Origin of the sequence: uncultured Sphingomonas sp. (assembly GCF_913776855.1) — a bacterium.
GTDB lineage: Bacteria > Pseudomonadota > Alphaproteobacteria > Sphingomonadales > Sphingomonadaceae > Sphingomonas.
Map to the genome: position 1 here is coordinate 85,424 of NZ_CAJYQD010000006.1, position 24,334 is coordinate 109,757.

The 24,334-nt window shown below is 67.1% G+C and carries 17 protein-coding genes and 1 pseudogene; 9 read left to right on the plus strand and 9 right to left on the minus strand.

The features are described from left to right. Nucleotides 1–73: 73 nt before the first annotated feature. Complete coding sequence (locus QZ755_RS01740) at nucleotides 74–655, minus strand: YkgJ family cysteine cluster protein (RefSeq protein ID WP_294319022.1); 582 nt, start codon at nucleotides 653–655, stop codon at nucleotides 74–76. Nucleotides 656–767: 112 nt separating this feature from the next. On the opposite strand from QZ755_RS01740, the gene QZ755_RS01745 reads away from it, so the two are divergent. After that, nucleotides 768–1,442, plus strand: coding sequence for a response regulator transcription factor (locus tag QZ755_RS01745; protein WP_294319023.1), 675 nt, complete (start codon nucleotides 768–770; stop codon nucleotides 1,440–1,442). A 1-nt stretch (nucleotide 1,443) separates the two neighbouring features. Then, entirely contained in the window at nucleotides 1,444–2,766 is a 1,323-nt protein-coding gene (locus QZ755_RS01750; RefSeq protein ID WP_294319025.1) for a HAMP domain-containing sensor histidine kinase, read from the plus strand. On the opposite strand, the gene QZ755_RS01755 is transcribed toward QZ755_RS01750, so the two are convergent. The 8 genes from QZ755_RS01755 to QZ755_RS01790 all read right to left on the minus strand — a co-directional run bounded on the left by QZ755_RS01755 (nucleotide 2,756) and on the right by QZ755_RS01790 (nucleotide 14,315). Then, nucleotides 2,756–5,341: a TonB-dependent receptor gene (locus QZ755_RS01755; RefSeq protein ID WP_294319030.1), complete on the minus strand. Its 2,586-nt coding sequence runs from the start codon at nucleotides 5,339–5,341 to the stop codon at nucleotides 2,756–2,758. The two genes, QZ755_RS01750 and QZ755_RS01755, sit on opposite strands and share 11 nt — an antisense overlap. Before the next feature lie 198 nt (nucleotides 5,342–5,539). Next, nucleotides 5,540–6,226, minus strand: coding sequence for a response regulator transcription factor (locus QZ755_RS01760; protein WP_294319033.1), 687 nt, complete (start codon nucleotides 6,224–6,226; stop codon nucleotides 5,540–5,542). Next, nucleotides 6,226–8,901, minus strand: a complete 2,676-nt coding sequence (locus QZ755_RS01765) for a sensor histidine kinase KdpD (protein ID WP_294319036.1) — start codon at nucleotides 8,899–8,901, stop codon at nucleotides 6,226–6,228. The genes QZ755_RS01760 and QZ755_RS01765 overlap by 1 nt, the downstream gene beginning before the upstream one ends. Next, the gene (kdpC, locus tag QZ755_RS01770) at nucleotides 8,901–9,482 is read right to left on the minus strand and encodes a potassium-transporting ATPase subunit KdpC (protein ID WP_294319039.1); all 582 of its coding nucleotides are present in this window, start codon (nucleotides 9,480–9,482) and stop codon (nucleotides 8,901–8,903) included. Before kdpC ends, QZ755_RS01765 begins: the two co-directional genes overlap by 1 nt. Nucleotides 9,483–9,493: 11 nt before the next feature. Beyond that, complete coding sequence (gene kdpB / locus QZ755_RS01775; RefSeq protein ID WP_294319041.1) at nucleotides 9,494–11,530, minus strand: potassium-transporting ATPase subunit KdpB; 2,037 nt, start codon at nucleotides 11,528–11,530, stop codon at nucleotides 9,494–9,496. Between the two features lie 11 nt (nucleotides 11,531–11,541). Further along, nucleotides 11,542–13,245: a potassium-transporting ATPase subunit KdpA gene (gene kdpA / locus QZ755_RS01780; RefSeq protein WP_294319044.1), complete on the minus strand. Its 1,704-nt coding sequence runs from the start codon at nucleotides 13,243–13,245 to the stop codon at nucleotides 11,542–11,544. A gap of 13 nt (nucleotides 13,246–13,258) precedes the next feature. Next, nucleotides 13,259–13,348: a K(+)-transporting ATPase subunit F gene (kdpF, locus tag QZ755_RS01785; protein ID WP_055761421.1), complete on the minus strand. Its 90-nt coding sequence runs from the start codon at nucleotides 13,346–13,348 to the stop codon at nucleotides 13,259–13,261. A gap of 109 nt (nucleotides 13,349–13,457) precedes the next feature. Then, entirely contained in the window at nucleotides 13,458–14,315 is an 858-nt protein-coding gene (locus QZ755_RS01790) for a TorF family putative porin (protein WP_294319056.1), read from the minus strand. Nucleotides 14,316–14,490: 175 nt separating this feature from the next. On the opposite strand from QZ755_RS01790, the gene QZ755_RS01795 reads away from it, so the two are divergent. From QZ755_RS01795 to cobA, 7 genes and pseudogenes are all read left to right on the plus strand, one after another. Continuing rightward, nucleotides 14,491–15,072, plus strand: a complete 582-nt coding sequence (locus QZ755_RS01795; protein WP_294319059.1) for an ANTAR domain-containing protein — start codon at nucleotides 14,491–14,493, stop codon at nucleotides 15,070–15,072. Next, nucleotides 15,069–16,280, plus strand: a complete 1,212-nt coding sequence (locus QZ755_RS01800; RefSeq protein WP_294319061.1) for a CmpA/NrtA family ABC transporter substrate-binding protein — start codon at nucleotides 15,069–15,071, stop codon at nucleotides 16,278–16,280. Before QZ755_RS01795 ends, QZ755_RS01800 begins: the two co-directional genes overlap by 4 nt. A gap of 248 nt (nucleotides 16,281–16,528) precedes the next feature. Then, on the plus strand, nucleotides 16,529–17,773 hold the full coding sequence (locus QZ755_RS01805; RefSeq protein ID WP_294319062.1) for a nitrate/nitrite transporter: 1,245 nt from the start codon (nucleotides 16,529–16,531) through the stop codon (nucleotides 17,771–17,773). 22 nt (nucleotides 17,774–17,795) lie between these two features. Then, on the plus strand, nucleotides 17,796–20,276 hold the full coding sequence (nirB, locus tag QZ755_RS01810) for a nitrite reductase large subunit NirB (RefSeq protein WP_294319064.1): 2,481 nt from the start codon (nucleotides 17,796–17,798) through the stop codon (nucleotides 20,274–20,276). Continuing rightward, on the plus strand, nucleotides 20,273–20,611 hold the full coding sequence (gene nirD / locus QZ755_RS01815; protein WP_294319066.1) for a nitrite reductase small subunit NirD: 339 nt from the start codon (nucleotides 20,273–20,275) through the stop codon (nucleotides 20,609–20,611). Before nirB ends, nirD begins: the two co-directional genes overlap by 4 nt. A 113-nt stretch (nucleotides 20,612–20,724) precedes the next feature. Continuing rightward, entirely contained in the window at nucleotides 20,725–23,313 is a 2,589-nt protein-coding gene (locus QZ755_RS01820; RefSeq protein ID WP_294319069.1) for a nitrate reductase, read from the plus strand. Beyond that, a pseudogene (gene cobA / locus QZ755_RS01825) lies at nucleotides 23,303–24,031 on the plus strand (uroporphyrinogen-III C-methyltransferase); the annotation flags it as partial. The gene QZ755_RS01820 and the pseudogene cobA, both read left to right, overlap by 11 nt. Nucleotides 24,032–24,334: the final 303 nt, after the last annotated feature.

A 24,334-nucleotide genomic window follows, 5' to 3' on the forward strand; every position in this document is an offset into this window, starting at 1 on the left:
CCCGCCTGGCGTGTCGCCGCCCGTACTGCTGCTACGGGTACTGATAGCGTTGTCAGGGCCAACGGTGCAACCGTCAGTCAATCGTTGGACGGTCGCCGTCGAACAGCGCATAGCGTTCGCGCCAGGCTGCGACTTCCGGTGCCAGCGCGGCGGGCGGCGGCGTGTTGGACAGGATGTGACGGGCGACGTCGGCGGCGGGATGCATCAGCATCTTTTCCTGCCCGTCGCTGAACCACACCGGCACCAGCTCCTCGCACAGCCGGTCGAGGATGGCGGCGGCCATGCCGTTCCGGATCGCATCGCTGCCGGGCAACATCCGGATGTTGATCGACACCGCCTCGAGGCAATTTCCCGGCTGGTCGACGAAGTTGAGGGAAATCAGCAGCCCCGACCGGTCCGGCCGCGCCGCATCGGGCAGGTCGCCGCACCGCCGCCAGACACAGAACCATGTCCGGCAGATATGCGGCCGCACCGCATGAATCGCGCAGCCGCCCGGCGTCAGATGGCTGCAGGGAATGCCCGCCGGCTTGGCGAAGTCTGGCGAGTTGACCGTCAGGTGGGTGCAACAGGCTGTGCAGTCGCCGCAATCGCGCGTCGGCATCACTGGTCCGATCAGCATCGTTTCCAGATCGGGATCGGTCTTCGCGCGGTTCATGCCGGCGGCTATACCGCCTGCGTCCGGCGTGGCCAAATCGTCCGCGCGTGCTGGCTTGGCCGGTGGTGTTTCCGGTATAGCCGGCGCCTGTCGCCGAAAGGAAAATGCCGCCGTGAAGCTGTTGCTTGTCGAAGACGACCGCGAATTCGCCGCAACGATGCGGACCGAGCTGGAAACGCTGTCGCATGACGTCACGGTCGCGGGCACGGGGCCGGAAGCGCTGGCGCTGGTCGGGGCGGAGGCGTTCGATGCGATCGTGCTGGATTCGATGATCCCGCTGCTCGACGGTCCGACGGTGGTGCAGCGATTGCGCGAACGGGGACACCGCCTGCCGGTGCTGATGCTGACCGCGCTGGGACTGGCCAGCGACAAGGTAGGCGGGCTGGAGGCGGGGGCGGACGATTATGTGGTGAAGCCGGCAGCGGCGATCGAAATCGATGCCCGGCTGCGCGCGCTGATCCGGGCACGGGGATGGCGCGACGACGTGGTGGAGACGCTGCGCGCCGCCGACATCACGCTGCATCCCGGCCCGCATCGCGCGTGGCGCGGCGAGCGGCCGCTGCATCTGTCCAACCTGGAATTCAAGCTGCTTGCCGAACTGGTGCGCCATGCCGGTGGCTATGTGACGCGCGCGATGCTGATCGAACGGGTATGGGGATATGACTTCGAACCGTCGACCAATATCGTCGACGTGCAGATCCGTGCGCTTCGCCGCAAGCTGACCGCCGCTGACGAGGACGATCCGATCCTGACGAAGCGCGGCATCGGCTACAGCCTGCGCGCCTGACATGCTGCGGCTGCGCACGCTGACGGCGATATTCCTGAGCGCCTTTGCGGGCGTCACAGCGTTGACCGGCTATGCCACCTTTCATGCGTCGCGTTCCGCGATCGTGTCGCTGGTCGACCGGCGAATCGATGCGGTGGCCGATGCGCTGCTGGAGGATGTCGCGCCCGGTGACGAAGCCGCGATCCTGCGCCGGATCGTCGCCTTTTCCAGTCGTCGCGACAGTGGCGATATCGGGTTCGAGCTGGAGGACGCCGCCGGCCGTCGGCTGGGCGGCAATGTCGTGCTGACGCGTCCGCTCCGCCGCGGCTTTTCCGACGTCACCCGGCAGGATGGCATCACCGGGTTGAGCGAAGGGCGTGCCGAAGCACGGCCGGTCGGGGGCGGCATGACGTTGATTACCGTTGCCGAGACCGAACCGATCGACGGCTATGACGCGATCCGCCTTCGCAACTACCTGATCGGGTTCGGGCTGATCGCGGCGGTGGTGCTGGCGGGGACCGTCACCTTCGGACTGGTCGTGCGGCGGCGAATCGAGGCGACGCGGACCACCGCGCTGGCGATCATCGACGGCGACCTGTCGCACCGCGTGCCGGTGGCGCCCGGCGGCGGGGTGTTCGCGGCGCAGGCGCAGACGATCAACCACATGCTGGACCGGATCGCGACGCTGGTCGATGGGTTGCGCCATGTCGCCAACGATGTCGCGCACGATCTGCGCACGCCGCTCTCCCGGTTGCGCAGCCGGCTGACCATCATCGCCGACGATGCGCCATCGGCGGAACTGGATGCGGCGATCGATCAATGCGACGAACTGCTCGCGATATTCGCCGCGATCCTGCGCATTGCGGAAATCGACACGGGGGACCGGCGCGGCGCGTTCGGCAGCGTGGCGCTGGACCAGCTGGCCGCCGAAGTCGTCGAGACACTGGCGGCGGTTGCCGAAGAGGAGGGGCGGCGGCTGGTAGCCGAGACGTTGCCGGCGATAACCCTGGCGGGCGATCGGCAGTTGCTCAGCCAGGCATTGTTCAACCTGGTGGAGAATGCGCTCAACCATACCCCAGCGGGAACGGTGGTGACGGTTTCGCTGTCGGTCGATGCGGGCGAGCTTTCGCTGCGCGTCGTCGATACCGGTCCGGGCATCGCCACCGCAGACATGGCCGTGGCCCGGCGACGCTTCGGGCGGCTGGAGGCCAGCCGGCATCGTCCGGGCCACGGGTTGGGCCTGCCGATCGTGGACGCGATCGCGCGGCTCCACGGCGGCAGGCTGGTGTTGGAGGATGCGCGGCCGGGGTTGTCGGCCGCGCTGGTCCTGCCGGTCAGAAGTTGATCAGCCCCTCCACGCCGAAGGTGCGCGGCGCGTTGAAGTTGCCATAGTCACCCAGCACGTTGTTGATGCTGCCCGAACTGACATTGGTCGTCGGTGCGCCCGGCAGACTGTTCGACGGATCGCGGCGATAGACATATTGTTCGTCGAACAGGTTGCGACCCCACAAGGCGACGGTCAGCTTCTGATGCCCTTCGCCAAGGGCGATGTCGGCCAATGCGACCCGGCCGTTGACGATGAACGACGCGTCGTTCTTCGTTGCGAACTGGTCGAACGCCTGCGTCGCCTGCGCATAATTGCCGTCGAGGTGAAAGCGCAGCTTGTTGCCGCTGTCGAGCGGCAGGGCATAGTCGATCGACCCGCTGGCCGCGTTGCGGGGCGTGAAGACGATGTAGAAATTCTGGTAGACCTGCGTGGCTGTCGTCACCCCGGCGGCGTTGGTCACGCTGCTGGTAATCAGCACCGGCGGGATGCGGGTATAGGTATAGGCGTAGGAGGCGTTCAGCGTCAGGTTATCGATCGGCTGGACGGTCAGTTCCGCCTCGATCCCGCGGATCTTGGTGGTGCCCGGCGCATTGATCGTGACCAGGTTGTTGAAATTGCCGGTCGCGGTCGACTGGATCGAGCTGATGTCGACCTGGCTGTCCTTGCGATCCATGATGTAGGCGGCAAGGTTCAGGCGCGCGCGCTTGTCCCAGAAGTCGGACTTCATGCCGACTTCGTACGACTTCACGTCCTCCGGATCGAACGCCTGATAGTTGGACGTGCGCGAGCTGGCGCCGCCCGCGCGGTAGCCGGTGGCGTACTTCGCGTAGACATGTACGTTGTCCGCCGCGTCATAGGCGAGGGTGACCATCGGGTTGAAGCGGTTCCACGTCGCATCGAGCGGGGTATAGCCGTTGCGAGCCGCAGCCGCGGTGTTGGTGTCGTAGTTGATATTGCGCGAGAAATGCAGCTCGCCACGCTTGGTATCATGGGTGTAGCGGCCCCCGGCGGTCAGGTGCAGCACGTCGGTCGCGTTCCACGTGACCTGACCATAGGCCGCATAGCTTTTCGACCAGACTTCCGAAGCGCGATCGATCGACCGGCAGCCGGGTTGCGATCCGGCCGGCGAGGTGGTGCCGCCGACAGGCAGGTTGTTGACGACGGTGAAGCCGGTGGTGACGGTCGCGCACGGGTTGACGATGCTGATCCGCCCGGTCGCCGCGTTGTAGAAGTTCGAATTGGGCGTCGCGGCGTCGTCGCTGACATGTTCGTTGAAATAGAACAGCCCCGCAACATAATCGAGCCGGTCGACGGTGCCGACCGCCTGGAATTCCTGGCTGAACTGGCGTTGGCGCAGGTCGGCCAGCGAGTAGCGGCTGAACAGCTGACCGTTATACAGCGCGCCGTCGATCACGACGTTGCCGGGGTTGAAGACCGGCACGCGGTGCGCGCCGCCCGAATTGTCCCACTGGGTCGCATCGACGCCGCGCCATGCGGTGATCGAGCGCAGTTCGATCTCCGGCGACAGCTTGTATTTCAGCAGGTTGGTGAAGCCGTGGGTCTGATCGACGCTCGGCTGCTGCGGCACGCCAATGTCGGCGGTCTTCATCCGGCTGGTCCCGTTGACGACGACGCCGGGCATCAGCGGCTTCACCGTGCCGGTCAGCGTCGTGTATGCGGTGCCGGGCAGGGTGCAGGCGGGAACCGCCGATTGCGCCCCGGCGACACAGCCATTGGGGTTGTAGTTCAGCAGCTGACTGTAGAAGGGCGAGTTCTTGTCGATGCCGTAATCGTAGGAGAAATCCTCGGTCAGGCCGTCGATCGGCGCCCAGCGGACGGCGGCGCGGGCGCCACGACGATCGAAATAGTTGAAGCCGGTCTGGCCCGCGAGCGGGTTCTTGGTGGTCGGCCCCTGATACTGGACGATGCCGTCCAGCTTGACGCTGACATTCTCGTACGCCGGCAGGTCGAGGTGCAGTTCGCCGTTATAGCCGCCATAGTTGGCGATACCGGCACGGACGCGGCCCTCGAACTCGCCCGAGGGGGCGCGAGTGACGATGTTGAGCGCGCCACCTTCGGTATTGCGGCCGAACAGCGTGCCCTGCGGACCCTTCAGCACCTCGATCCGCTCGACATCGAACAATGCGGCGTTCAGCCCGTGCTGACGCCCGAGATACACGCCATCGACATAGATGCCGACGCCCTGTTCGCGCGCCGGCTGGTTCGCGTCCAGCGGCACGATGCCGCGAATGCCGACGGTCAGTGCGCTCTGCCGCGCTTCGAACGTTGCGACGCGCAGCGACGGGACCGCGCCATCGGCCAGGTCGTACAGGCTCTGTACGTGGCGGTCGACGAGGGCAGGTGCGCCCAGCACGCTGATCGCGACGGGGGTCTTTTGCAGGTTCGTCTCACGCCGGGTCGCGGTCACCACGATGTCGGGGATCGAAGAGGCATCGTCTGCAGCCGGTGCTTCCGGCGCGGCAGTTACCGGCGCTATGACGGCGCCTTCCGGTGCGGCCTGTGCGGCGACCGGCACCAGCAATGCGGCGACACCCACGAGAAGGCGTGCGCGCACACCCGAACGAACGATCATATTCCTGAATTCCCCTACCGGCCGTTGTGGCTTGCAGGGGCCGATAGTACGATTCGAAGGCTGTCCGGTGACGGATCGGTGACAGCCGAAGACGTCGATATTTCATCTTCGCTTCATGTTCACGGAATGGAAGGGTTGGGAAGCATTGTCCGCAATCCTGCCATGCATTGTGGAAGATGTTGTCGCCTCTGTTCGCGTTCAGCAATCCGTTCGCAATCGATAGCCGACGCCAAGTTCATTGGCGATAACGCTGCCGACCGGATCAGGTGCTTCCAGCTTCTGCCGCAGATTACGGATGACGATACGAAGATATTCGATACGCGGGTCTTCATCACCGCCCCAGCAGGAGGTGAGCAGTCGTTCGTGCGTCACGATCCGACCGATATGGCGGGCGAGCAGTGCCAGTACGTCATGTTCCTTGCGCGTCAGATGAATTTCGATTCCGCCGCGGAACACCGTCCGCCGGTCGAGATCGATGCGCAAATCGCCGCGATCGACGATCTGTGGCGCGGGATCGTTCGCGCGGCGGTGGCGCAGGGCTACGCGCAGACGGGCGAGCAGTTCATCGGTGTCGAACGGCTTGGTCACAAAATCATCGGCACCAAGGTCGAGCGCCGAGACCTTTTCCTCCACCGCGTCGCGCGCCGATACGACCAGCACGACGGCATCGCCATGGGTGCGCAGCAGCGGGAGGAGGCTGAGGCCATCGCGGTCGGGCAGGCCCAGGTCGAGCAGGATCGCATCGGGCCGCTCCACTGCCGCCGCGTGCAGCGCGTCGCGGCCATTTCCGGCCTCCACCACCGTATAGCCGGCGCGCAGCAGCGTGTTGCGCAGCAGGCGACGGATGGCGGCTTCGTCGTCGACGATCAGGATCTTGGCCGGCATCAGTCCGCGCTCCCCGCCGCCAGGTCCCGCAGCAGCAGCGCGGGCGGGAACACCAGCGAGAAGATCGCGCCTTCGCCGTCGGGCCGGTTGGCAGCGGTGACGCTCAGGCCCATCGCCTCGGCAAAGGCCTTGACGATGGCGAGGCCCAGCCCGGTGCCGCCGACCGAACGGTCGGTGCCCTCCAGCCGGGTAAAGGTATCGAACACGCGTGCCTCCTGTCCGGGGGGCAGGCCCGGTCCCTGATCACGCACCGACAGGCTGATCTCCCCATAGCGGTTGCGCCCCTCGATTACGATCGCGGTCCCCGGATTGGCATAACGCCCGGCATTGTCGAGCAGATTGAGCAGGCAGTGGTGCAGCAATTGCGGATCGACCCGGACCAGCGGCAGGTCGGGCGGCACGTCCAGCCGGACGTCATGCCCCTCCAGCGCGCCGCGCGCGTCGTGCGCCGCGCCAGCCACCGCGTCGCTGAGGTCGGTTGCCTCGACCTTCAGCCGGATCGCGCCCGCTTCGACGCGGGCCATGTCGAGCAGGTTGGAGACGAACCGGTTGAGCCGGGCCGATTCCGACCGGATCGTGCCGATCAGTTCGGGAGTGGTACCCTGGGCCAGTTGATCGGCGGCGACCATGACGGCGGTCAGCGGGGTGCGCAGGTCATGGCTGACCGACGACAGCAATGCGGCGCGCAGCCGGTCGCGGGTGCGGACCGCATCGACGTCGCGCATCTCCGCCTGCAGCCGGAGGCGTTCGAGGACGAGTGCGGATTGATCGGCAAGGCTGGTGAGCAAGGGCAGCTGGTCGGGCCGGACGGGGTTCCCCCCGGCGTCGTTCGCCACCGCCAGCACGCCGACCATGCGTTCCCCGGCCTTTAGCGGATGGAAGAGCCATTCCGACGCGGTGAGCGTCCCCGATCCCTTGCCCGCCGGGGTGCCGGTGTCGAACGCCCAGTTGGCGGCGGCATGGTCCATGGTGTCCAGCCGATAGGCGGGATCGGTTGCGGCGAGGATGGCTACATCGCTGCCGCCATCTGGCCCGAGCAGCAGCACCTGTACGCCGAGCAGCCGGCGAACATCGTCGCATATCATCTGTGCCGCGACATCGATGTCGTTCACGCTCGCGATCTGGCGGAGGAAGCCAGCCAGCGTCGCGTTGGTGCGCGCGCTGGCGGCGGCGAGATCGGCCTGTGCCCGCACCCGTGACGTCAGCTGGCTGGTCACCACCGCCACCCCGAACAGCACGACGACCGACACGATGTTTTCCGGATTGCTGATGCTGAGCGTGCCGACCGGTGGCAGGAAGAAGAAGTTATAGGCGAGGCTGGATGCCAGTCCGGCGAACAGCCCGGTGCGCAGGCCATGCAGGCTGGCAGCGACCATCACCGGCAACAGGTACAGCATCCCGATATTGCCGAGTTCGAGGATGTGGAACAGTGCGCTGGCGATCGCGGTGATGCCCGCAACCATCGCCGTGGTGATCGCATAGCCGGTGGCGCTGCCCCAGTCCTGCGCCGGCCGCGGCCGTCCGCCTTCGCGCGTCGCCTCACCGGTGACGGGCAGGACGTGGACCGTTACGCCCGGCGTATCGCGGACCAGCCGGTCGACGACCGACCCGTGGCGCAGCTCGAACCAGCGTGACCGGTTCGATTTGCCCAGCACCAGCTGCGTCGCGCGGGCGTCGGTCAGGAAACCGCGTATCCCGTCCACGACGTTCGGAGCGGGTACGGTTGCGACGGCCGCGCCGAGTTGCGTCGCCAGCGTCATCGTCGCAGCGACGCGGGCGTGCTGCGCCGCGCTGAACGCGGCGGTGCGCGGGGTTTCGACGAACAGCGCAGTCCATGGCCCGTGCAGGCCATCGGCCACCCGCTTGGCCGCGCGGACCAGATTGTCGGCGCCGGGCAGTTCGTTGATCGCGACGACGATCCGGTCGCTGCCCGCCCACGTCCCGCCCAGCCCCAGTGCCCGCACGTCGTCGAGCATCCGCGCATCGACCGCCTGTGCCGCACGGCGCAGCGCCAGTTCGCGGAGCGCCGACAGGTTGGATTTGGAAAAGAAATGGTCGAGCGCCCGCGTCGCTTCCTGCGGCAGATAAACCTTGCCCGCCTTCAACCGGTCGATCAGCTCGTCGGGCGGAATGTCGACCACTTCCAGCTCGGCGGCCTCGAGGATACTGTCGGGCACGGTTTCGCGGACGCGGACGCGGGTGAAGCTGGCCACCACGTCGTTGAGGCTTTCGACATGCTGGATGTTGAGCGTCGAATAGACCGAGATGCCGGCGGCGAGCAGTTCCTCGACATCCTGATAGCGTTTGGGATGGCGGCTGCCCGGCGCATTGGTGTGGGCGAGTTCGTCGACCAGTACGAGGCGGGGGCTGCGCACGAGGATGGTGTCGATATCCATCTCGCCCAGGGTCCGGCCTTCATAGGCGATGTCGCGGCGGGCGATGATCTCGTGGCCGCGCGTCAGTGCCTCGGTCTCGATCCGGCCGTGCGTTTCGACGACGCCGACCACCACGTCGACGCCGTCGCGTTTGCGCGCCGCCCCTTCGGAGAGCATTTCATAGGTCTTGCCGACCCCCGGCGCCGCGCCGAGGAATATCTTCAGCCGCCCGCGCCCTTCCTGCGCAGCGGTGCGCAGCAGGGCGTCGGGGTCGGGACGGTGCGGGTCGGCTGGTGGCATCAGCGCGGGGCAGGGGCCATGCGGTCCAGCGCCCGGTTGAGCGCAAGGACGTTGACGGTGGGGTCGCCAAGGATTGAGTCATCGGTCTGGCGTTCGATCAGGGCGCGGACGGCCTCGACCCCGATCCCACGCACGCGAGCGATGCGTGGGGCCTGTGCCAGCGCGGCGGCGGGCGACAGATCGGGGTCGAGGCCCGACCCGCTGGCGGTGGCCAGATCGGCGGGCAGGGCGCCGTTCACCCCTTCCGCCCGCTGCTTCGCCACATGGGTCGTGACCCGATCCAACAGTGCCTTCGACGTCGGCCCGAGGTTCGATCCGGACGAGGCAAGGCCGTCATAGCCCTTGCCGGCGGCCGAGGGACGGGTCTGGAAATAGCGGTCGGTAGTGAACGCCTGTCCGACGACTTCCGACCCGATCACTTGGCCGGCTTCGTCGCGGACTAGGCTGCCATTGGCCTGTGCCGGGAACAGCGTCTGTCCGATCCCGGTCATCGCCAGCGGATAGCCGATGCCCAGCAGCGCGGCGAACAGCAGCGTCATCATGATGGCCGGCCGCAGCGCGGAGGAGAAATCTTTACCCATGTCAGTCTTCCTTACGCCAGGCCGAGGCCGCTGACGACGATATCGATGATCTTGATCCCGAAAAACGGCGCGACCAGCCCGCCCAGCCCGTAGATGGCGAGGTTCCGCGACAGCAGCGGTCCCGCCGCCATCGGCTTGTAGGTCACGCCCTTCAGCGCCAATGGCACCAGCATCGGGATGATGACCGCATTGAAGATGATCGCCGACAGGATCGCCGATTGCGGCGATGCCAGCCCCATCACGTTCAGCACGCCCAAGGTGGGATAGAGCGCGACGAACATCGCCGGGATGATCGCGAAATATTTCGCGACGTCGTTGGCGACCGAGAAGGTCGTCAGCGCTCCGCGGGTCATCAGCAACTGCTTGCCCAGCCCCACGACCTCGATCAGCTTGGTCGGATCGCTGTCGAGATCGACCATGTTGCCTGCCTCGCGCGCGGCCTGGGTGCCGGTGTTCATTGCCACCCCCACGTCGGCCTGCGCGAGCGCCGGGGCGTCGTTGGTGCCGTCGCCGCACATCGCGACCAGCTTGCCACCGGCTTGTTCCTTGCGGATCAGCGCCAGCTTGTCCTCCGGCGTCGCCTGGGCGAGGAAGTCGTCGACGCCGGCCTCGGCGGCGATGGCGGCGGCGGTCAGCGGATTGTCGCCGGTAATCATCACCGTGCGGATGCCCATCGCCCGCAGTTCCCCGAAGCGCTCGCGGATGCCCGCCTTCACCACGTCCTTCAGGAAGATCGCGCCGAGCAGCCGGCCGTTCATCGCGACCGCCAACGGCGTGCCCCCGGCGCGAGCAATCTCATCGGTGATGCGGCGCAGCTCGGTCGCGGCGGCGGTTTCGCCCGATCCCGAATTGACGCGCAGGATCGAATCGACCGCTCCCTTCTGGATCAGCGAACCGCCGACCTGCACCCCGGAAATCCGGGTCTGGGCGGTGAAGGGAATGACCTCCGCACCGGCGGGGAGTTCGGTCGTGGCGACCCGGAAACGGTCGCGGGCGAGGATCACGATCGAGCGGCCTTCAGGCGTTTCGTCCGCCAGGCTGGCGAGCAGCGCCGCTTCGGCCAGTTCGGCCTCACTGGTGCCGCCGACCGCGCGGAATTCGGACGCCTGCCGGTCGCCGATGGTGATCGTGCCGGTCTTGTCGAGCAGTAGCACGTCGATGTCGCCCGCCGCCTCCACCGCGCGGCCCGACTTGGCCAGCACGTTGAAGCGGACCAGCCGGTCCATGCCGGCGATGCCGATCGCGGAGAGCAGCGCAGCGATCGTCGTTGGGATCAGCGTGATGAGCAGTGCGGCAAGGATCGCGACCGGGATGTTGCCGCCGGCATAGCTGGCGAAACCCGGAATGGTCGCAACCGCGATCAGGAAGATAATAGTGAGGCCGACCAGCAGCAGCGTCAGCGCGATCTCGTTCGGGGTCTTCTGCCGTTCGGCGCCTTCGACCAGCGCGATCATGCGGTCGAGAAAGCCCTTGCCCGGCTCGACGGTCACCCGGACACGAATTTCGTCGGAGATGACGCGCGTGCCGGCGGTGACGGCGCTGCGGTCGCCGCCCGCCTCGCGGATCACCGGCGCGCTTTCGCCGGTGATGGCGGCTTCGTTGACCGATGCGACGCCCGCTACGACCTCGCCGTCCGACGGGATCAGGTCGTTGGCTTCGACCAGCACCACGTCGCCGACGCTGAGCGCGCTGGCGGGCACGCTTTCATAGTCGCGCCCGTCGCCACGCAGCCGCTTGGCGGTCAGTTCCGCCTTGGTCGCGCGCAGCGACGCTGCCTGCGCCTTCCCGCGCCCCTCCGCCAGCGCTTCGGCAAAGGTGCCGAACAGCACGGTCAGCCACAGCCAAACCACAAGCTGCAGTTTGAACCCGGCAGTCAGGCCGTCGTTGCCGACGACCAGCAGTATGGTGAGCAGCGCCGCGACGACAGCCGTCACGAACATCACCGGATTGCGCACCAGCTCGGCCGGGTGCAGCTTGACGAACGACGCCTTGATCGCGGGCACGACCAGATCGGCGGTGAACAGGCTCTTGCCTTGGGATTTCGCCACGATGGGCCCCCTTAGAAGGATTGACCGCGGATCATCGCGAGATGATCGGCGATGGGACCGAGCGCGAGGCTCGGCAGGAAAGTCAGGCCGCCCAGCACCAAGATGATGCCGACCAGCAGCCCCACCCACAGCGCGCCGGTCGTCGGGAAGGAGCCTGCGCTTTCCGGCGTGTATTTCTTGGCGGTGAGGCTGCCGGCGATCGCCAGCATCGGCACGATCACGAAGAACCGGCCCAGCCACATCGCGACGCCCAGCATCCCGTTATACCAGGGGGTGTTGGCGGTAAGGCCCGCAAAGGCCGACCCGTTGTTCGCGACCGCACTGGTAAAGGCGTAGAGGATTTCGCTGAAGCCGTGCGGCCCCTTGTTGAGCGGTCCGGCCAGCCCCTGTTCCAGCACCGACGACAGTGCGGTGAGACCGAGGATCGAGAGGGGGAGGACGGCGATGGCCAGCACCGCCAGCTTCACTTCGCGCGCCTCGATCTTCTTGCCGACATATTCGGGCGTGCGCCCGACCATCAGGCCGGCGACGAACACCGCGAGGATCGCGAACAGCAGGAAGCCATAGATGCCCGCGCCGACGCCGCCGATCACGACCTCGCCCAGCTGCATATTGAACAGCGGGATCAGGCCACCCAGAGCGGTGAAGCTGTCATGCATCGCATTGACCGCCCCGCACGACGCGGCGGTCGTCACGACCGAAAAGAGTGCGCTGGCAGCGATGCCGAAGCGGACTTCCTTGCCCTCCATATTGCCGCCCGCAACGCCCAGCTGGTGGAGCAGCGGGTTGCCCGCCGCTTCCGCCCAATAGGTGACGGTGGTGCCGGCGAGGAACAGGATCATCATGGCAGCGAGGATCGCCCAACCCTGACGCGGGTTGCCGACCGCCTTGCCGAAGGTCCAGGTGAGGCCGGTGCCGATGACGAAGATCGACAGCATCTGGATGAAATTGGTCAGCGCGGTCGGGTTTTCGAACGGATGGGCCGAATTGGCGTTGAAGAACCCGCCGCCATTGGTGCCGAGCATCTTGATCGCTTCCTGCGAAGCGACGGGTCCGAGCAGGATCGACTGGCGCGCGCCCTCCAGCGTCTGGACATCGACCACGCCGGCCAGTGTCTGCGGCACGCCGCTGGCGATGTAGAAGATCGTCAGCGCGATGCAGAGCGGGAGCAGCAGGTAGAGCGTGATGCGGGTGACATCGGCCCAGAAATTGCCGATCGCCTTTGCTTCCCGCCGGGCAAAGCCGCGGAACAGCGCGAAGGCGAGCGCGATACCGGTCGCTGCCGACAGGAAGTTATGGATCGTCAGCCCCAGCATCTGGGACAGATTCGACATTGTGCTTTCGCCACCATAGCTCTGCCAATTGGTATTGGCGGTGAAGCTGATCGCAGTGTTGAACGACAGATGCTCGCCGACCGCCGCCAGCCCTTGCGGATTGCCCGGTAGCACCGCCTGCAGGCGCAGCACGGCATAGGTGAAGAACATCAGCACGGCGTTGAACACGAGCATGTGGACGGCATAGCGCCGCCAGCCCTGTTCCTGCGCCGGGTCGATGCCGGACAGGCGGTAGAAGCCGCGCTCGACGGGGCCGAGGACGCGGTGGAGTGGGGTGTCGCGCCCTTCGTACAGCGCGTGCAGCCAGAGGCCCATCGGCTTGGCGAGTGCCAGCAGAATGCCGACAAAGCCAAGGATCAGGAGCCAGCCCTGAATGGTCATGGTTCCGCTCCCTTCAGAAGCGTTCGGGGCGGATCAGCACCGCCACGAGATAGATGAGCAGCCCGAGCGCGGTGATCGCGGCGAGCCAGAGGTCGAGGGTCATCGCCGCCCCCTCACGCATTGTCGCACAGGCGGACATAGGCGAGCGTCAGCGCGACCAGTCCGACCATGATGCCGACCCAAAGCAGATCCTGCATGGCTGATTTCCTCGATCAGAAAGCTGCGGTCAGCGCGACGACGACCGTCCCGCCGGCGATGTTGCCGGTCCCGTCCTGCCCCCGGCTGAAGCTGGGGCGCAGATACGCGGCGTCGCGGTTGGAAATGTCGGTGTCGACATAGCTGACGTTCAGGGTCAGGTTGCGATACGTCGCATCCGCCCCGACCGACCAGTCCCAATAGCTGCCGGTCGGCGACACGGCGGTGGCGTTCGGGCCCAGGCCATCCTGCCCCCAGCTATGGCCGATATGCGCCTTGGCGGTGATCGGGCTGCCGGTGACGGGCAGGGCGGCATCGCCCCACAGGTACAGATTATCGTCCTTCGCGCCCGGTCGGGTATAGACGCCGCTGGCCGCATCGGCACCGGTCGCATACCATTTGCCGATCGCCTGCTGCTTGGGTGCATAGGCGACTCCGGCGGTCAGGGACGCCGGGCCGGCGGTGCCGGTCAGCTTGGCATAGGGTTCGGCAAAGTCGGTCTTGTCCGCGCCACCGGGATAGACATACCAGGTCAGCCCCAGGTCGAGCGTCGCGCCATCGGCGATCGCGGTCTTGAAGCCGGCGATCAGGTCCAGTTCCATGTTCGCGCCGCCGAACGTGCCCCAACCGGCCAGGTTCGACGCCCAGGTGCCGATATAGGCGCCGCTGTCATGCGCGATGGTGATGCCGCCCTGCACCGCCATTTCCTGATCCGACTGCGACACGCCACGGAAGCGATAGTCGGAGGCGATCGCGGCCGATCCGCTGACGGTAACGGCGGCTGGCGGTTCGGTAGGCTCGGGTGCGGCCTGTGCGTGCGCGGTGGCCGGGAATGCTGCCAGCGCGACGGCGATGGCGGCAGGACGGAAGTTCATGGTTGCTACCCCTATGGCGCGGCACGTCCATGCGACGGTGCCTTACGGGGTGGGCGATTAGGCCCATGGAACATAGCAATTCGAGAGCGATTCCGGCCAATCGCATAGTGCCGGCGTATAGTGGCGGCGTGTCGGGACTGGATGCCGTGCGGCTTTCGGGTTAGTCGATCCGCCCGTGAGGATCGCGATCATCGACACCAGCACGACCCGCGCGGCGATCATCGCCGAAGGTCTGCGTGAAGCGGGGCTGGACGATCAGGTCGTGATCGATCCCGCCGGGCCGATCGTCCGCCAGATCGAGGCGTGTGCGCCCGAGGTCGTCCTCATCAATCTCGAAAATCCCGGTCGCGACCTGCTGGAGGATTTCTTTGCGATGTCGCGCGCGCTTGACCGGCCGATCGCGATGTTCGTTGACCAGTCGGACGGTGACAGCGCGCTGGCGGCGGTTGATGCCGGGGTATCGGCCTATGTCGTCGATGGCCTTGCCAAGCAGCGGATCAAGCCGGTGCTGGATGTCGCGATCCGCCGGTTCCAGGCGTTTTCGCGGCTGCAGGCGGAATTGGCCGAAGCGAAGACCGCGCTGGCCGATCGCCAGACGATCGACCGGGCGAAGGAGATCCTGATGCGGCGGCGCGGGATTGACGAACCGGCCGCCTACGCGCTGCTGCGCGGGCACGCGATGCAGTCCAACCGCCGCATCGCCGAAGTGGCGGAGGCGATCGTTACCAGCGACGCGCTGATGGGAGACCTGCCGTGAGCCTCGAGCGTTTCCGCATCGGTTTCCTGCCGCTGGTCGATGCCGCGCTGCCGATCCTGGCGCACGAACTGGGCTTTGCCGAGGAACAGGGCGTCGGCATCGATCTGGTCCGCGACGTGACCTGGGCTGCGGTGCGCGACCGGCTGCTCTATGGCCATACTGACGCCGCGCACATGGTCGCCCCGCTCGCCATCGCGGCAAGCCTGGGCCGCGACCGGCCGGCGGTGCCGATGGCGGTGCCGTTCGTGCTGGGATTGAACGGCAACGCCATCACGTTTTCGATGGCGCTTGGTGCGGCGTGCGGGCTGGGCGGCGAGCTGGGCGATCCGGTGACGGTCGGTGCGGCGCTGAAGGCGGTGGCCGATGCCCGTGTGGCGGCGGGTCGACGGCTGCGCTTCGGCGTGGTGCATCGCTATTCCAGCCACAATTACATGCTGCGTGACTGGCTGGCGGGGATCGGTATCCGCCCGGACATCGACGTGGAGATCGTCGTGACCAGCCCGCCCTTTGCGGCTGACGCCCTGGCGGCGGGCGAGGTGGACGGCATCTGCGTGGGGGAGCCGTGGAACTCGATCGCGGTGGATCGCGGGGTCGGCCGGATCGCGCTGGCGACCGCGCAAATCTGGCGGCGCGGCGTCGAAAAGGTGCTGGCGATGCGCGCCGACACCGCCGCCGAACGCAGCGATGCGACGCTGCGGCTGATCCGCGCACTGCACGCCGCCGCGGCCTATTTCGTCGATCCCGACACGGTCGGACAAAGTGCCGCGATCCTCGCCCGGCCCGCGTATCTCGACGCGCCGGTCGATGCGATCCTGCGCGCGATCACCGATCATATCCGCGTGGTGCCGGGCGGGGTGCCGGTCCATTATCCCGACTTCATGTTCCAATATCGCGAGGCGGCGAACTTCCCGTGGCGCAGCCAGGCGGCGTGGCTGTATGCCCAGATGACGCGCTGGGGCGAACGACCGTTCGATGCGGGAGAGGCAGCGATCGCAGCCGGGACGTTCCGCCCCGACCTGTACCGCGCCGCGCTGGCTGGATCGGATGCGCCGCTGCCCGGAGCGAGTTCCAAGCTGGAGGGGGCGTTGGGCGGGCCGATCGGCGTAGGATCGACGCAAGGACGGTTGATGCTGGGCAGCGACCGGTTCTTCGACGGGCGGTCGTTCGATCCCGACGACATTCCGGCGTATCTGTCCGGCCTGCCCTGAACACTATTTTGCTGCGCTTGCGAAAGGGGCTTGTGTCCGACCGGCGAATCAGGCAGCTTGATCGCAGCCCGGCAATGGCGTCGGGCACGACATAGCAGCGACATGCCTCTCCAGCGTCGGGGAGGTTCCCGCTGAGCGATAACGGGCACCGGCCCGTCGTCCGACACAGGCAACGAAGCCGCCAGAACGCGCCCGCAATGGGCCGCCGTTCTGGCGGCTTTTTTCGTTTCCGGCTCTGGGAGGCAGGAATGGCAACGGCATACTGGCAAGACGCGCAGGAACGACCTGAGACGACCGACAGCTTCTGGAACAGCGGGCACCGGCCGACGCTGATCGCAGCGTTCCTGTATTTCGACCTGGCGTTCATGGTGTGGGTGCTGCTGGGGCCGCTCGCCCCGGACATCGCGCTGACGCTGGGGCTGTCGCCTGCGCAAAAGGGGCTGATGGTCGCGGTGCCGACGCTGGCCGGGGCGGTGTTGCGCGTCGTCAACGGGCTGGCGGTCGACCGGATCGGGCCGAAGCGGGCGGGCGCGATCAGCCAGATCATCGTGATCGCTGGCTTGTTAGCGGCATGGCTGCTGGCGGTCGACAGCTTTGGCGGCACCTTGGCGCTGGGCGTGATCCTGGGCTTTGCCGGGGCGTCGTTCGCCATCGCGCTGCCGCTTGCCAGCCGCTGGTATCCGCCGGAGCATCAGGGCAAGGCGATGGGCCTTGCCGGCATGGGCAATTCGGGTACGGTGCTGGCCGCGCTGTTCGCGCCGGCGCTGGCCAGAGTGTTCGGCTGGAACACGGTGCTGGGGCTGGCGTGCCTTCCGCTGACCCTCGTCTTCTTCGCCTATATGGCGATGGCGAAGGACGCGCCGAACGCGCCCGCGCCGCGCTCGCTGACCGCGTATCTCAGCCCGCTGCGTCAGGGCGATGCGTGGTGGCTGATGGCATTCTATGCTGTCACTTTCGGCGGTTTCGTCGGGCTGGCGGCCAGCCTGCCGGTCTATTTCACCGATCAGTTCGGGCTGTCGACCATCACGGCGGGCTATTGCACAGCCGCCTGCGTCTTTGCCGGGTCGCTGGTGCGGCCGATGGGCGGGGCGCTCGCCGACAGGATCGGCGGGGTGAAGGCGCTGACCGTCGTGTTCGTCGTCGCCGCGCTGGCGCTGGTCGGGGTGAGTGCGGCGGGCAGCGTCGAGGTGGCGCTGGCGCTGTTCGTCCTGGCGATGCTGGCGCTGGGCGTCGGTAACGGATCGGTGTTCCAGCTGGTCCCGCAGCGCTTCGCCGCCGAGATCGGCGTGATGACCGGGCTGGTCGGCATGGCCGGCGGGGTCGGGGGCTTCTACCTCGCCTCCTCGCTCGGCCTCGCCAGGCAATGGACCGGCAGCTTCGCGCCCGGCTTCCTGATCTTCGCTGCGCTGTCGCTGCTCGCGCTAGCCGGGCTGACGCTGGTGAAGGCCCGCTGGCGTCGCCGCTGGGCGACTGCCGATGGCGTGCGGATCTGACCCTCTTCCACGGATGACCTCCATGCAATATGAACCCATCTCCGCGGCCCAAGGCGATACCCGCGAACATCTGATCGTCATCGGCAACGGCATGGCCGGGTGCCGCGCGGTCGAGGAACTGCTGGCGCGCAACGCGGACCGTTACCGGGTCACGATCTTCGGCGCCGAACCGCTGGTGAACTATAACCGGATCATGCTGTCGCCGGTCCTGGCGGGCGAGAAGACGTTCGACGAGATCGTCATCAACGGCCTCGACTGGTATGCCGATAACGGCATCACGTTGTTGAGCGGCGATCCGGTGGTCGCGATTGACCGGGCCGCGCGGACGGTGACTAGCCGCAGCGGGCTGACGCTCAACTATGACCGGCTGCTGATCGCGACCGGTTCCGATCCGTTCGTCATCCCGGTGCCGGGCAGTGACCTGCCCGGCGTCATCAGCTTCCGCGACATGCAGGATGTCGAGCATATGCTGGCGGCCGCCGATCGCGGCGGTAGCGCGGTGGTGATCGGCGGCGGGTTGCTGGGACTGGAGGCGGCGCATGGCCTGTCGCTGCGCGGCATGACGGTGACCGTGCTGCACATCATGCCGACACTGATGGAGCGGCAGCTGGACGAGGCGGCCGGCTGGTTGCTGAAAACCGCACTGGAGGCGCGCGGACAGGCGATCCTGACCGGGGCCGACACGGCGGCAATCGTCGGCGATGGCCGGGTAGAGGCACTGCATTTGAAGGACGGGACCGTCATTCCCGCCGATCTGGTGGTGATGGCGGTCGGCATCCGCCCCTCGGTCGCGTTGGCGCGTGCGGCGGGGCTGGACGTCGGACGCGGGATCAAGGTCGACGACCACATGGTCACCTCCGACCCCGCGATCCTCGCGGTCGGCGAATGCGTCGAGCATGACGGGCAGGTCTATGGTCTGGTTGCGCCGCTGTGGGACATGTGCCGGGCATTGGCCAATGGCCTGGTCGAGACGCCGAGCGGCTACAAGCCCGCCCCGACCGCGACCAAGCTGAAGGTCGCCGGCCTCGACGTATTTTCGGCCGGCGACTTCAGCGGTGGCGATGGCGCGGAGGACATCGTGCTGCGCGATGCGTCGCGCGGCATCTACAAGCGGGTCGTGATCAGGGACGACCGTATCGTCGGCGCGGTGCTGTACGGCGATACTGCCGATGGCAACTGGTATTTCGACCTGTTGAAGAAGGGCGAGAGCGTCGCCGACATTCGCGACGCCCTGATCTTCGGCCAGTCCTTCGCCTCGGGAGGGGGGCAGGCGGACCCTAACGCGGCCGTTGCGGCGCTTTCCGACGATGCGGAAATCTGCGGCTGCAACGGCGTGTCCAAGGGCAAGGTGCTGGCGTGCATCGACGGTGGTGCGCACAGCCTCGACGCGGTGCGATCGGGGTGCAAGGCTTCGGCAAGCTGCGGCTCCTGCACTGGCATCGTCGAAAGCCTGCTGGCGCTGCGGCTGGGCGGTGAGGTCGATGCGGGGCCGAGGACGATGTGCAGATGCACCTGCTTCGGCCATGACGATGTCCGCCGGGAAATCGTTGCGCAGGACATGCGCTCGATCCCCGAAGTGATGCAGAAGCTGCACTGGTCGACGCCCGATGGCTGTTCGTCCTGCCGCCCGGCGCTCAACTATTATCTCCTTTGCGCACTGCCCGGCGATTATAAGGACGACCAGCAGAGCCGCTTCGTGAACGAGCGGATGCACGCCAACATCCAGAAGGACGGCACCTATTCGGTCGTGCCGCGCATGTGGGGCGGCCTGACCAACCCAAGGGAACTCCGCGCGATCGCCGATGTCGTGGAGAAGTTCAATGCGCCGATGGTGAAGGTCACCGGCGGCCAGCGGCTCGACATCTTCGGGATCAAGAAGGAGGACCTGCCCGCCGTCTGGGCCGATCTGAACGCGGCAGGGATGGTGTCGGGCCACGCCTATGGCAAGTCGCTGCGCACGGTGAAGACCTGTGTCGGCAGTGAATGGTGTCGCTTCGGCACGCAGGATTCGACTGGCCTCGGCGTGAAGATCGAGCGCGCTACCTGGGGCAGCTGGATGCCGCACAAGTTCAAGATCGCCGTATCGGGCTGTCCCCGCAATTGCGCCGAGGCGACGATCAAGGATTTCGGCATCGTCTGCGTCGACAGCGGCTACGAACTGCATGTCGGCGGCAATGGCGGGATCAAGGTCCGCGCCACCGACCTGCTGTGCAAGGTCGCGACCGAGGCGGAGGCGATGGAGATGTGCGCCGCCTTCATCCAACTGTACCGCGAAGAGGCCCGCTATCTGGAGCGGACCGCGCCGTGGATCGAGCGGGTCGGCCTTGGCTATGTCCAGTCGCGGCTGCTGTCTGACGCGGAGCAGCGTGCGGCATTGGCGGGCCGCTTCTGGTTCTCGCAGCAATTCTGCCAGGACGACCCCTGGGCGGCGCGGGTCGCCGGGGCCGAACGCGAAATCCATGCGCCGATGGCGCGCTTTCAGCCCGTGGAGGAACTAGCATGATCGGCGAATGGCTCGACATCGGCTGGGTCGATGAAATTCCCCTGCGTGGCAGCCGCACGGTGCAGGTCGATGGCGGCGACGACATCGCGGTGTTCCGGACTGGCGAGGGCAAGGTCTTCGCGCTGCGCGACCGCTGTCCGCACAAGCATGGCAAGCTGTCGCAAGGGATCGTTCATGGTGGCGCGGTGGCCTGCCCGCTGCACAATTGGCGAATTTCGCTGACGACCGGTGAGGCGCTGGGCGAGGATCGCGGTTGCACGCCGACCGTGCCGGTAAAGGTAAACGGGGGGCGGGTGCTGATCTGTCGAGCCTCAATGCTGAAGGCGGCGGCGTGACGGGCGTTGTGAAAGCCTTCGCCCCAAGTGGGAGGGGGGCAGGTGTCTCACCGAGCCTTGCGCTCGCGGAGACGCCCCTCTCCCAACCCTCTCGCCTTTTGGGAGAGGGCTAGATGGCTATCCGAACCACCTGCGCCTATTGCGGGGTCGGCTGCGGCATTCGCGCGACCGTCACCGGCGAACGCAGCGTCCGGATCGAGGGCGATCCCGACCATCCCGCCAATCGTGGACGGCTGTGTTCGAAGGGCACCCATCTGGGCGAGACGGTCGGGCTGGAAGGGCGCCTGCTTGTGCCCATGATCGGCAAGCGCCGCGCCAGCTGGGACAAGGCGCTCGATCTGGTCGCGCGGCGCTTTCGCGATACGATCGAACGCTACGGTCCGGGCAGCGTCGCCTTCTACGTCTCCGGCCAGTTGCTGACCGAGGATTACTACGTCGCCAACAAGCTGATGAAGGGCTTTATCGGTTCGGCGAACATCGACACCAACTCGCGACTTTGCATGTCCAGCGCGGTGGCCGGGCATATGCGTGCGTTCGGGGAGGATGTGGTCCCGGCGTCGTATGACGACCTCGACGCCGCCGACCTGATCGTGCTGGTCGGGTCGAACACCGCCTGGTGCCATCCGATCGTCTATCAGCGAATCCGCGCGCGCTGCGATGCCGGGGCAAAGCTGGTCGTGATCGATCCGCGCCGCACCGAAACCGCCGAACAGGCCGACCTGCACCTCGCCATCCGGCCGGGCAGCGACGTCGCGCTGATGAACGGGCTGCTCGCATGGTGTCGGGAGACGGGGGCGATCGATGCGGCGTTCCTGCGCGATCATGTGACGATGCCCGACGATTTCTGGGCGCGTACGGGTGAGGGTAGCGACCTGTGGTCGGTCGCGCGCACCTGCGACCTGGCCGCCGCCGACCTGCGCCGCTTCTACGAATGGTTCGCCGCGACCCCGCGCACCGTGACGATGTTCAGCCAGGGTGTAAACCAGTCCCTGACCGGCACCGATCAGGTCAATACGATCCTCAACGTCCACCTTGCCACCGGCCGGATCGGCAAGCCGGGTGCGCAGCCCTTCTCGATCACCGGACAGCCCAATGCTATGGGCGGTCGCGAAGTCGGCGGTCTCGCCTCCACGCTGGCCGCGCATATGGACTTTGCCGAGCGGAACCGCGCCATCGTCCAGCGTTTCTGGGCTTCCCCGACGATGGCGGCCAAGCCGGGGCTGAAGGCGGTCGATCTCTTTCGCGAGCTGGGGCACGGCCGGATCAAGGCGCTGTGGGTGATGGCGACCAACCCCGCCGTGTCGATGCCCGATGCCGGCCGCGTACGCGAGGCGCTGGCGGGCTGCCCCTTCGTCGTGGTCAGCGACGTGATCGCCGACACGGATACGAGCGTTCACGCCCATGTCCGCCTGCCCGCCGCCGCATGGGGGGAAAAGGACGGGACGGTCACCAACAGCGACCGCACCGTCAGCCGCCAGCGCGCGCTGTTTCCCCTGCCCGGCGAGGCGAAGCCCGACTGGTGGATCATCAAGGAAGTCGCCCGGCGCATGGGGTGGAAGACCGCCTTCGCCTATGATCGTCCCGCCGAGATCTGGCGCGAGCATGTCCGGCTGTCGGCCTATCGCAACGATGGCGCGCGGCTGTTCTCGCTGGCCGGGCATGGTGCCGGGGGCAATGCCGATTACGATGCAATGGCACCGTTCCGATGGGGTGGGACCCCCTTTTCCGATGGACGTTTCCCGACCCCCGATGGTCGTGCGCGGATGGTCCCGGTGGTGCAGAGGCCGCTGGCCGCGCCGCTGAACGATTGGCCGCTGACGCTCAATACCGGGCGCTATCGCGACCATTGGCATACGATGACCCGTACCGGCCTGGCTCCAAGGCTTGCCCGGCACCGGGAGGAACCGCTGGTCGAGGTGCATCCCGACGACGCCAAGCGGCTGGCGATCGGCGATGGCGGTCTGGCGCGGGTGACGACGCCGCAGGGTGACAGCCTCTATCGGGTGCGGGTGACCGACAGCCAGCGGCCGGGTGAGTTGTTCGCCCCGATCCACTGGACCGATCGCACATCGAGTGGCGGGCGGACCGGGCTGCTGCCGCGCCCGCTGACCGATCCAATCTCCGGGCAGCCGGGGTTCAAGTCGACGCCCGCTGCCATCGCCGCCGTCGAGACGCGCTGGCGCGGGTTCCTGATCGTTGCCAAGAAGCTGGATTGCCGTCCCGAATGCTTGTGGGCGACCCGTGTCGCGGTTCCGGCGGGGACCCTGTGGGAGCTGGCCGGCAATGGCGACGCCGCGCGGCTGGATGCATGTTTGCCTGCTGGCGAGCGGATCGAGGCGATCGACCGGGCGCGCGGCACCCGGCGGATTGCGGTGCTGGCCGATCGGCGACTGGTGGCGGCGCTGCTCCTGACCGAAAATGGCGAACTGCCTACGCGCGACTGGCTGATCGCGCAGTTGGGCGAGGCGCAGGCAGCGCCGACCGTGCTGGCCGGGCGGGCACCCGGCGCAGCGGTCGATCGCGGACCGATCATCTGCAGTTGTTTCGACATCGGGATGCGCACCATCGTCGCGGCGATCCGCGACCAGCGGCTGGCCGATGTCGCCGCGATCGGCGCCGCGATCGGCGCCGGCACCAATTGCGGGTCGTGCCGCCCTGCGCTCGCCCGCCTGCTTGCCGAGGAGAAGACCCATGCCGCATGACGACTTTCCCGCCGGATCGGTCTGGCTGGTCGGGGCGGGGCCGGGTGATCCGGACCTGCTGACGCGCAAGGCCGCGCGGTTGATCGCGGCGGCGGAGATCGTGTTCTACGACGCGCTGATCGGGCCGGGGGTGCTGGACCTGATCGCGACAGGCGTGGAGCGGGTGAGCGTCGGCAAGCGATCCGGCCGCCATTCGAAGGATCAGGCTACGATCGACACGCTCATCGTCACCGCCGCGCTTGCCGGCAAACGGGTGGTACGCCTGAAGGGGGGCGACCCCGCGATCTTTGGCCGGACGGCCGAAGAGGTCACCGCCTGCAGCGCAGCCGGTGTTCCCGTGCGCATCTGCCCCGGCATTACCGCCGCCAGCGCCGCCGTCGCTTCGGCCGGGAGCAGCCTCACGCTGCGCGGTGTTGCCCGACGGCTGACCTTCGTCACCGCCCATGGGCAGGCCGGGCAGCCGATCGACCTCGATTGGAATACGCTGGCAGCGCCGGCTGCGACCTTGGCGATCTATATGGGCCGGGCGGCGGCGGCCTGCGTTGCGCAGCAACTGATTGCGGCCGGGCGCGCGGCGGATACGCCGGTGCTGGTCGTGGTCAACGCATCGCTGCCCGACGAACGGGTCATTCGCGGGCGCCTGTCGGCGCTGGCTTTTCTGGTCGAAGCGATCAGCGCCACCGACCCCGCGGTGCTGATCGTGGGAGAGGCGGTGGCGACGGATTCCATCATTTTCCCCCGCGCGGCCGGGGTGATTCCATCATTTTCCCCCGCGCGGCCGGGGTTGAGGGGAGCGCGCGGAGTGGTTCGAGATGGGAGCGATTCCGGCAATCGATCAGGCCGAACCGCGAATATGGAACTTTTTTGCGAAAGTTTGTTGACAGTAAAGTTTCGCCCCCGTAGAGGGCTGTTCACCGGACGGGGCGAGTTACTCGCTTCTGCTGAGACACTGAAAAGGCGAAGCAGGCGCCCTTCCTAAAGAGGGGTAGCGGAGCGACGCCGGTTTCTTTGTCTGTTCTTT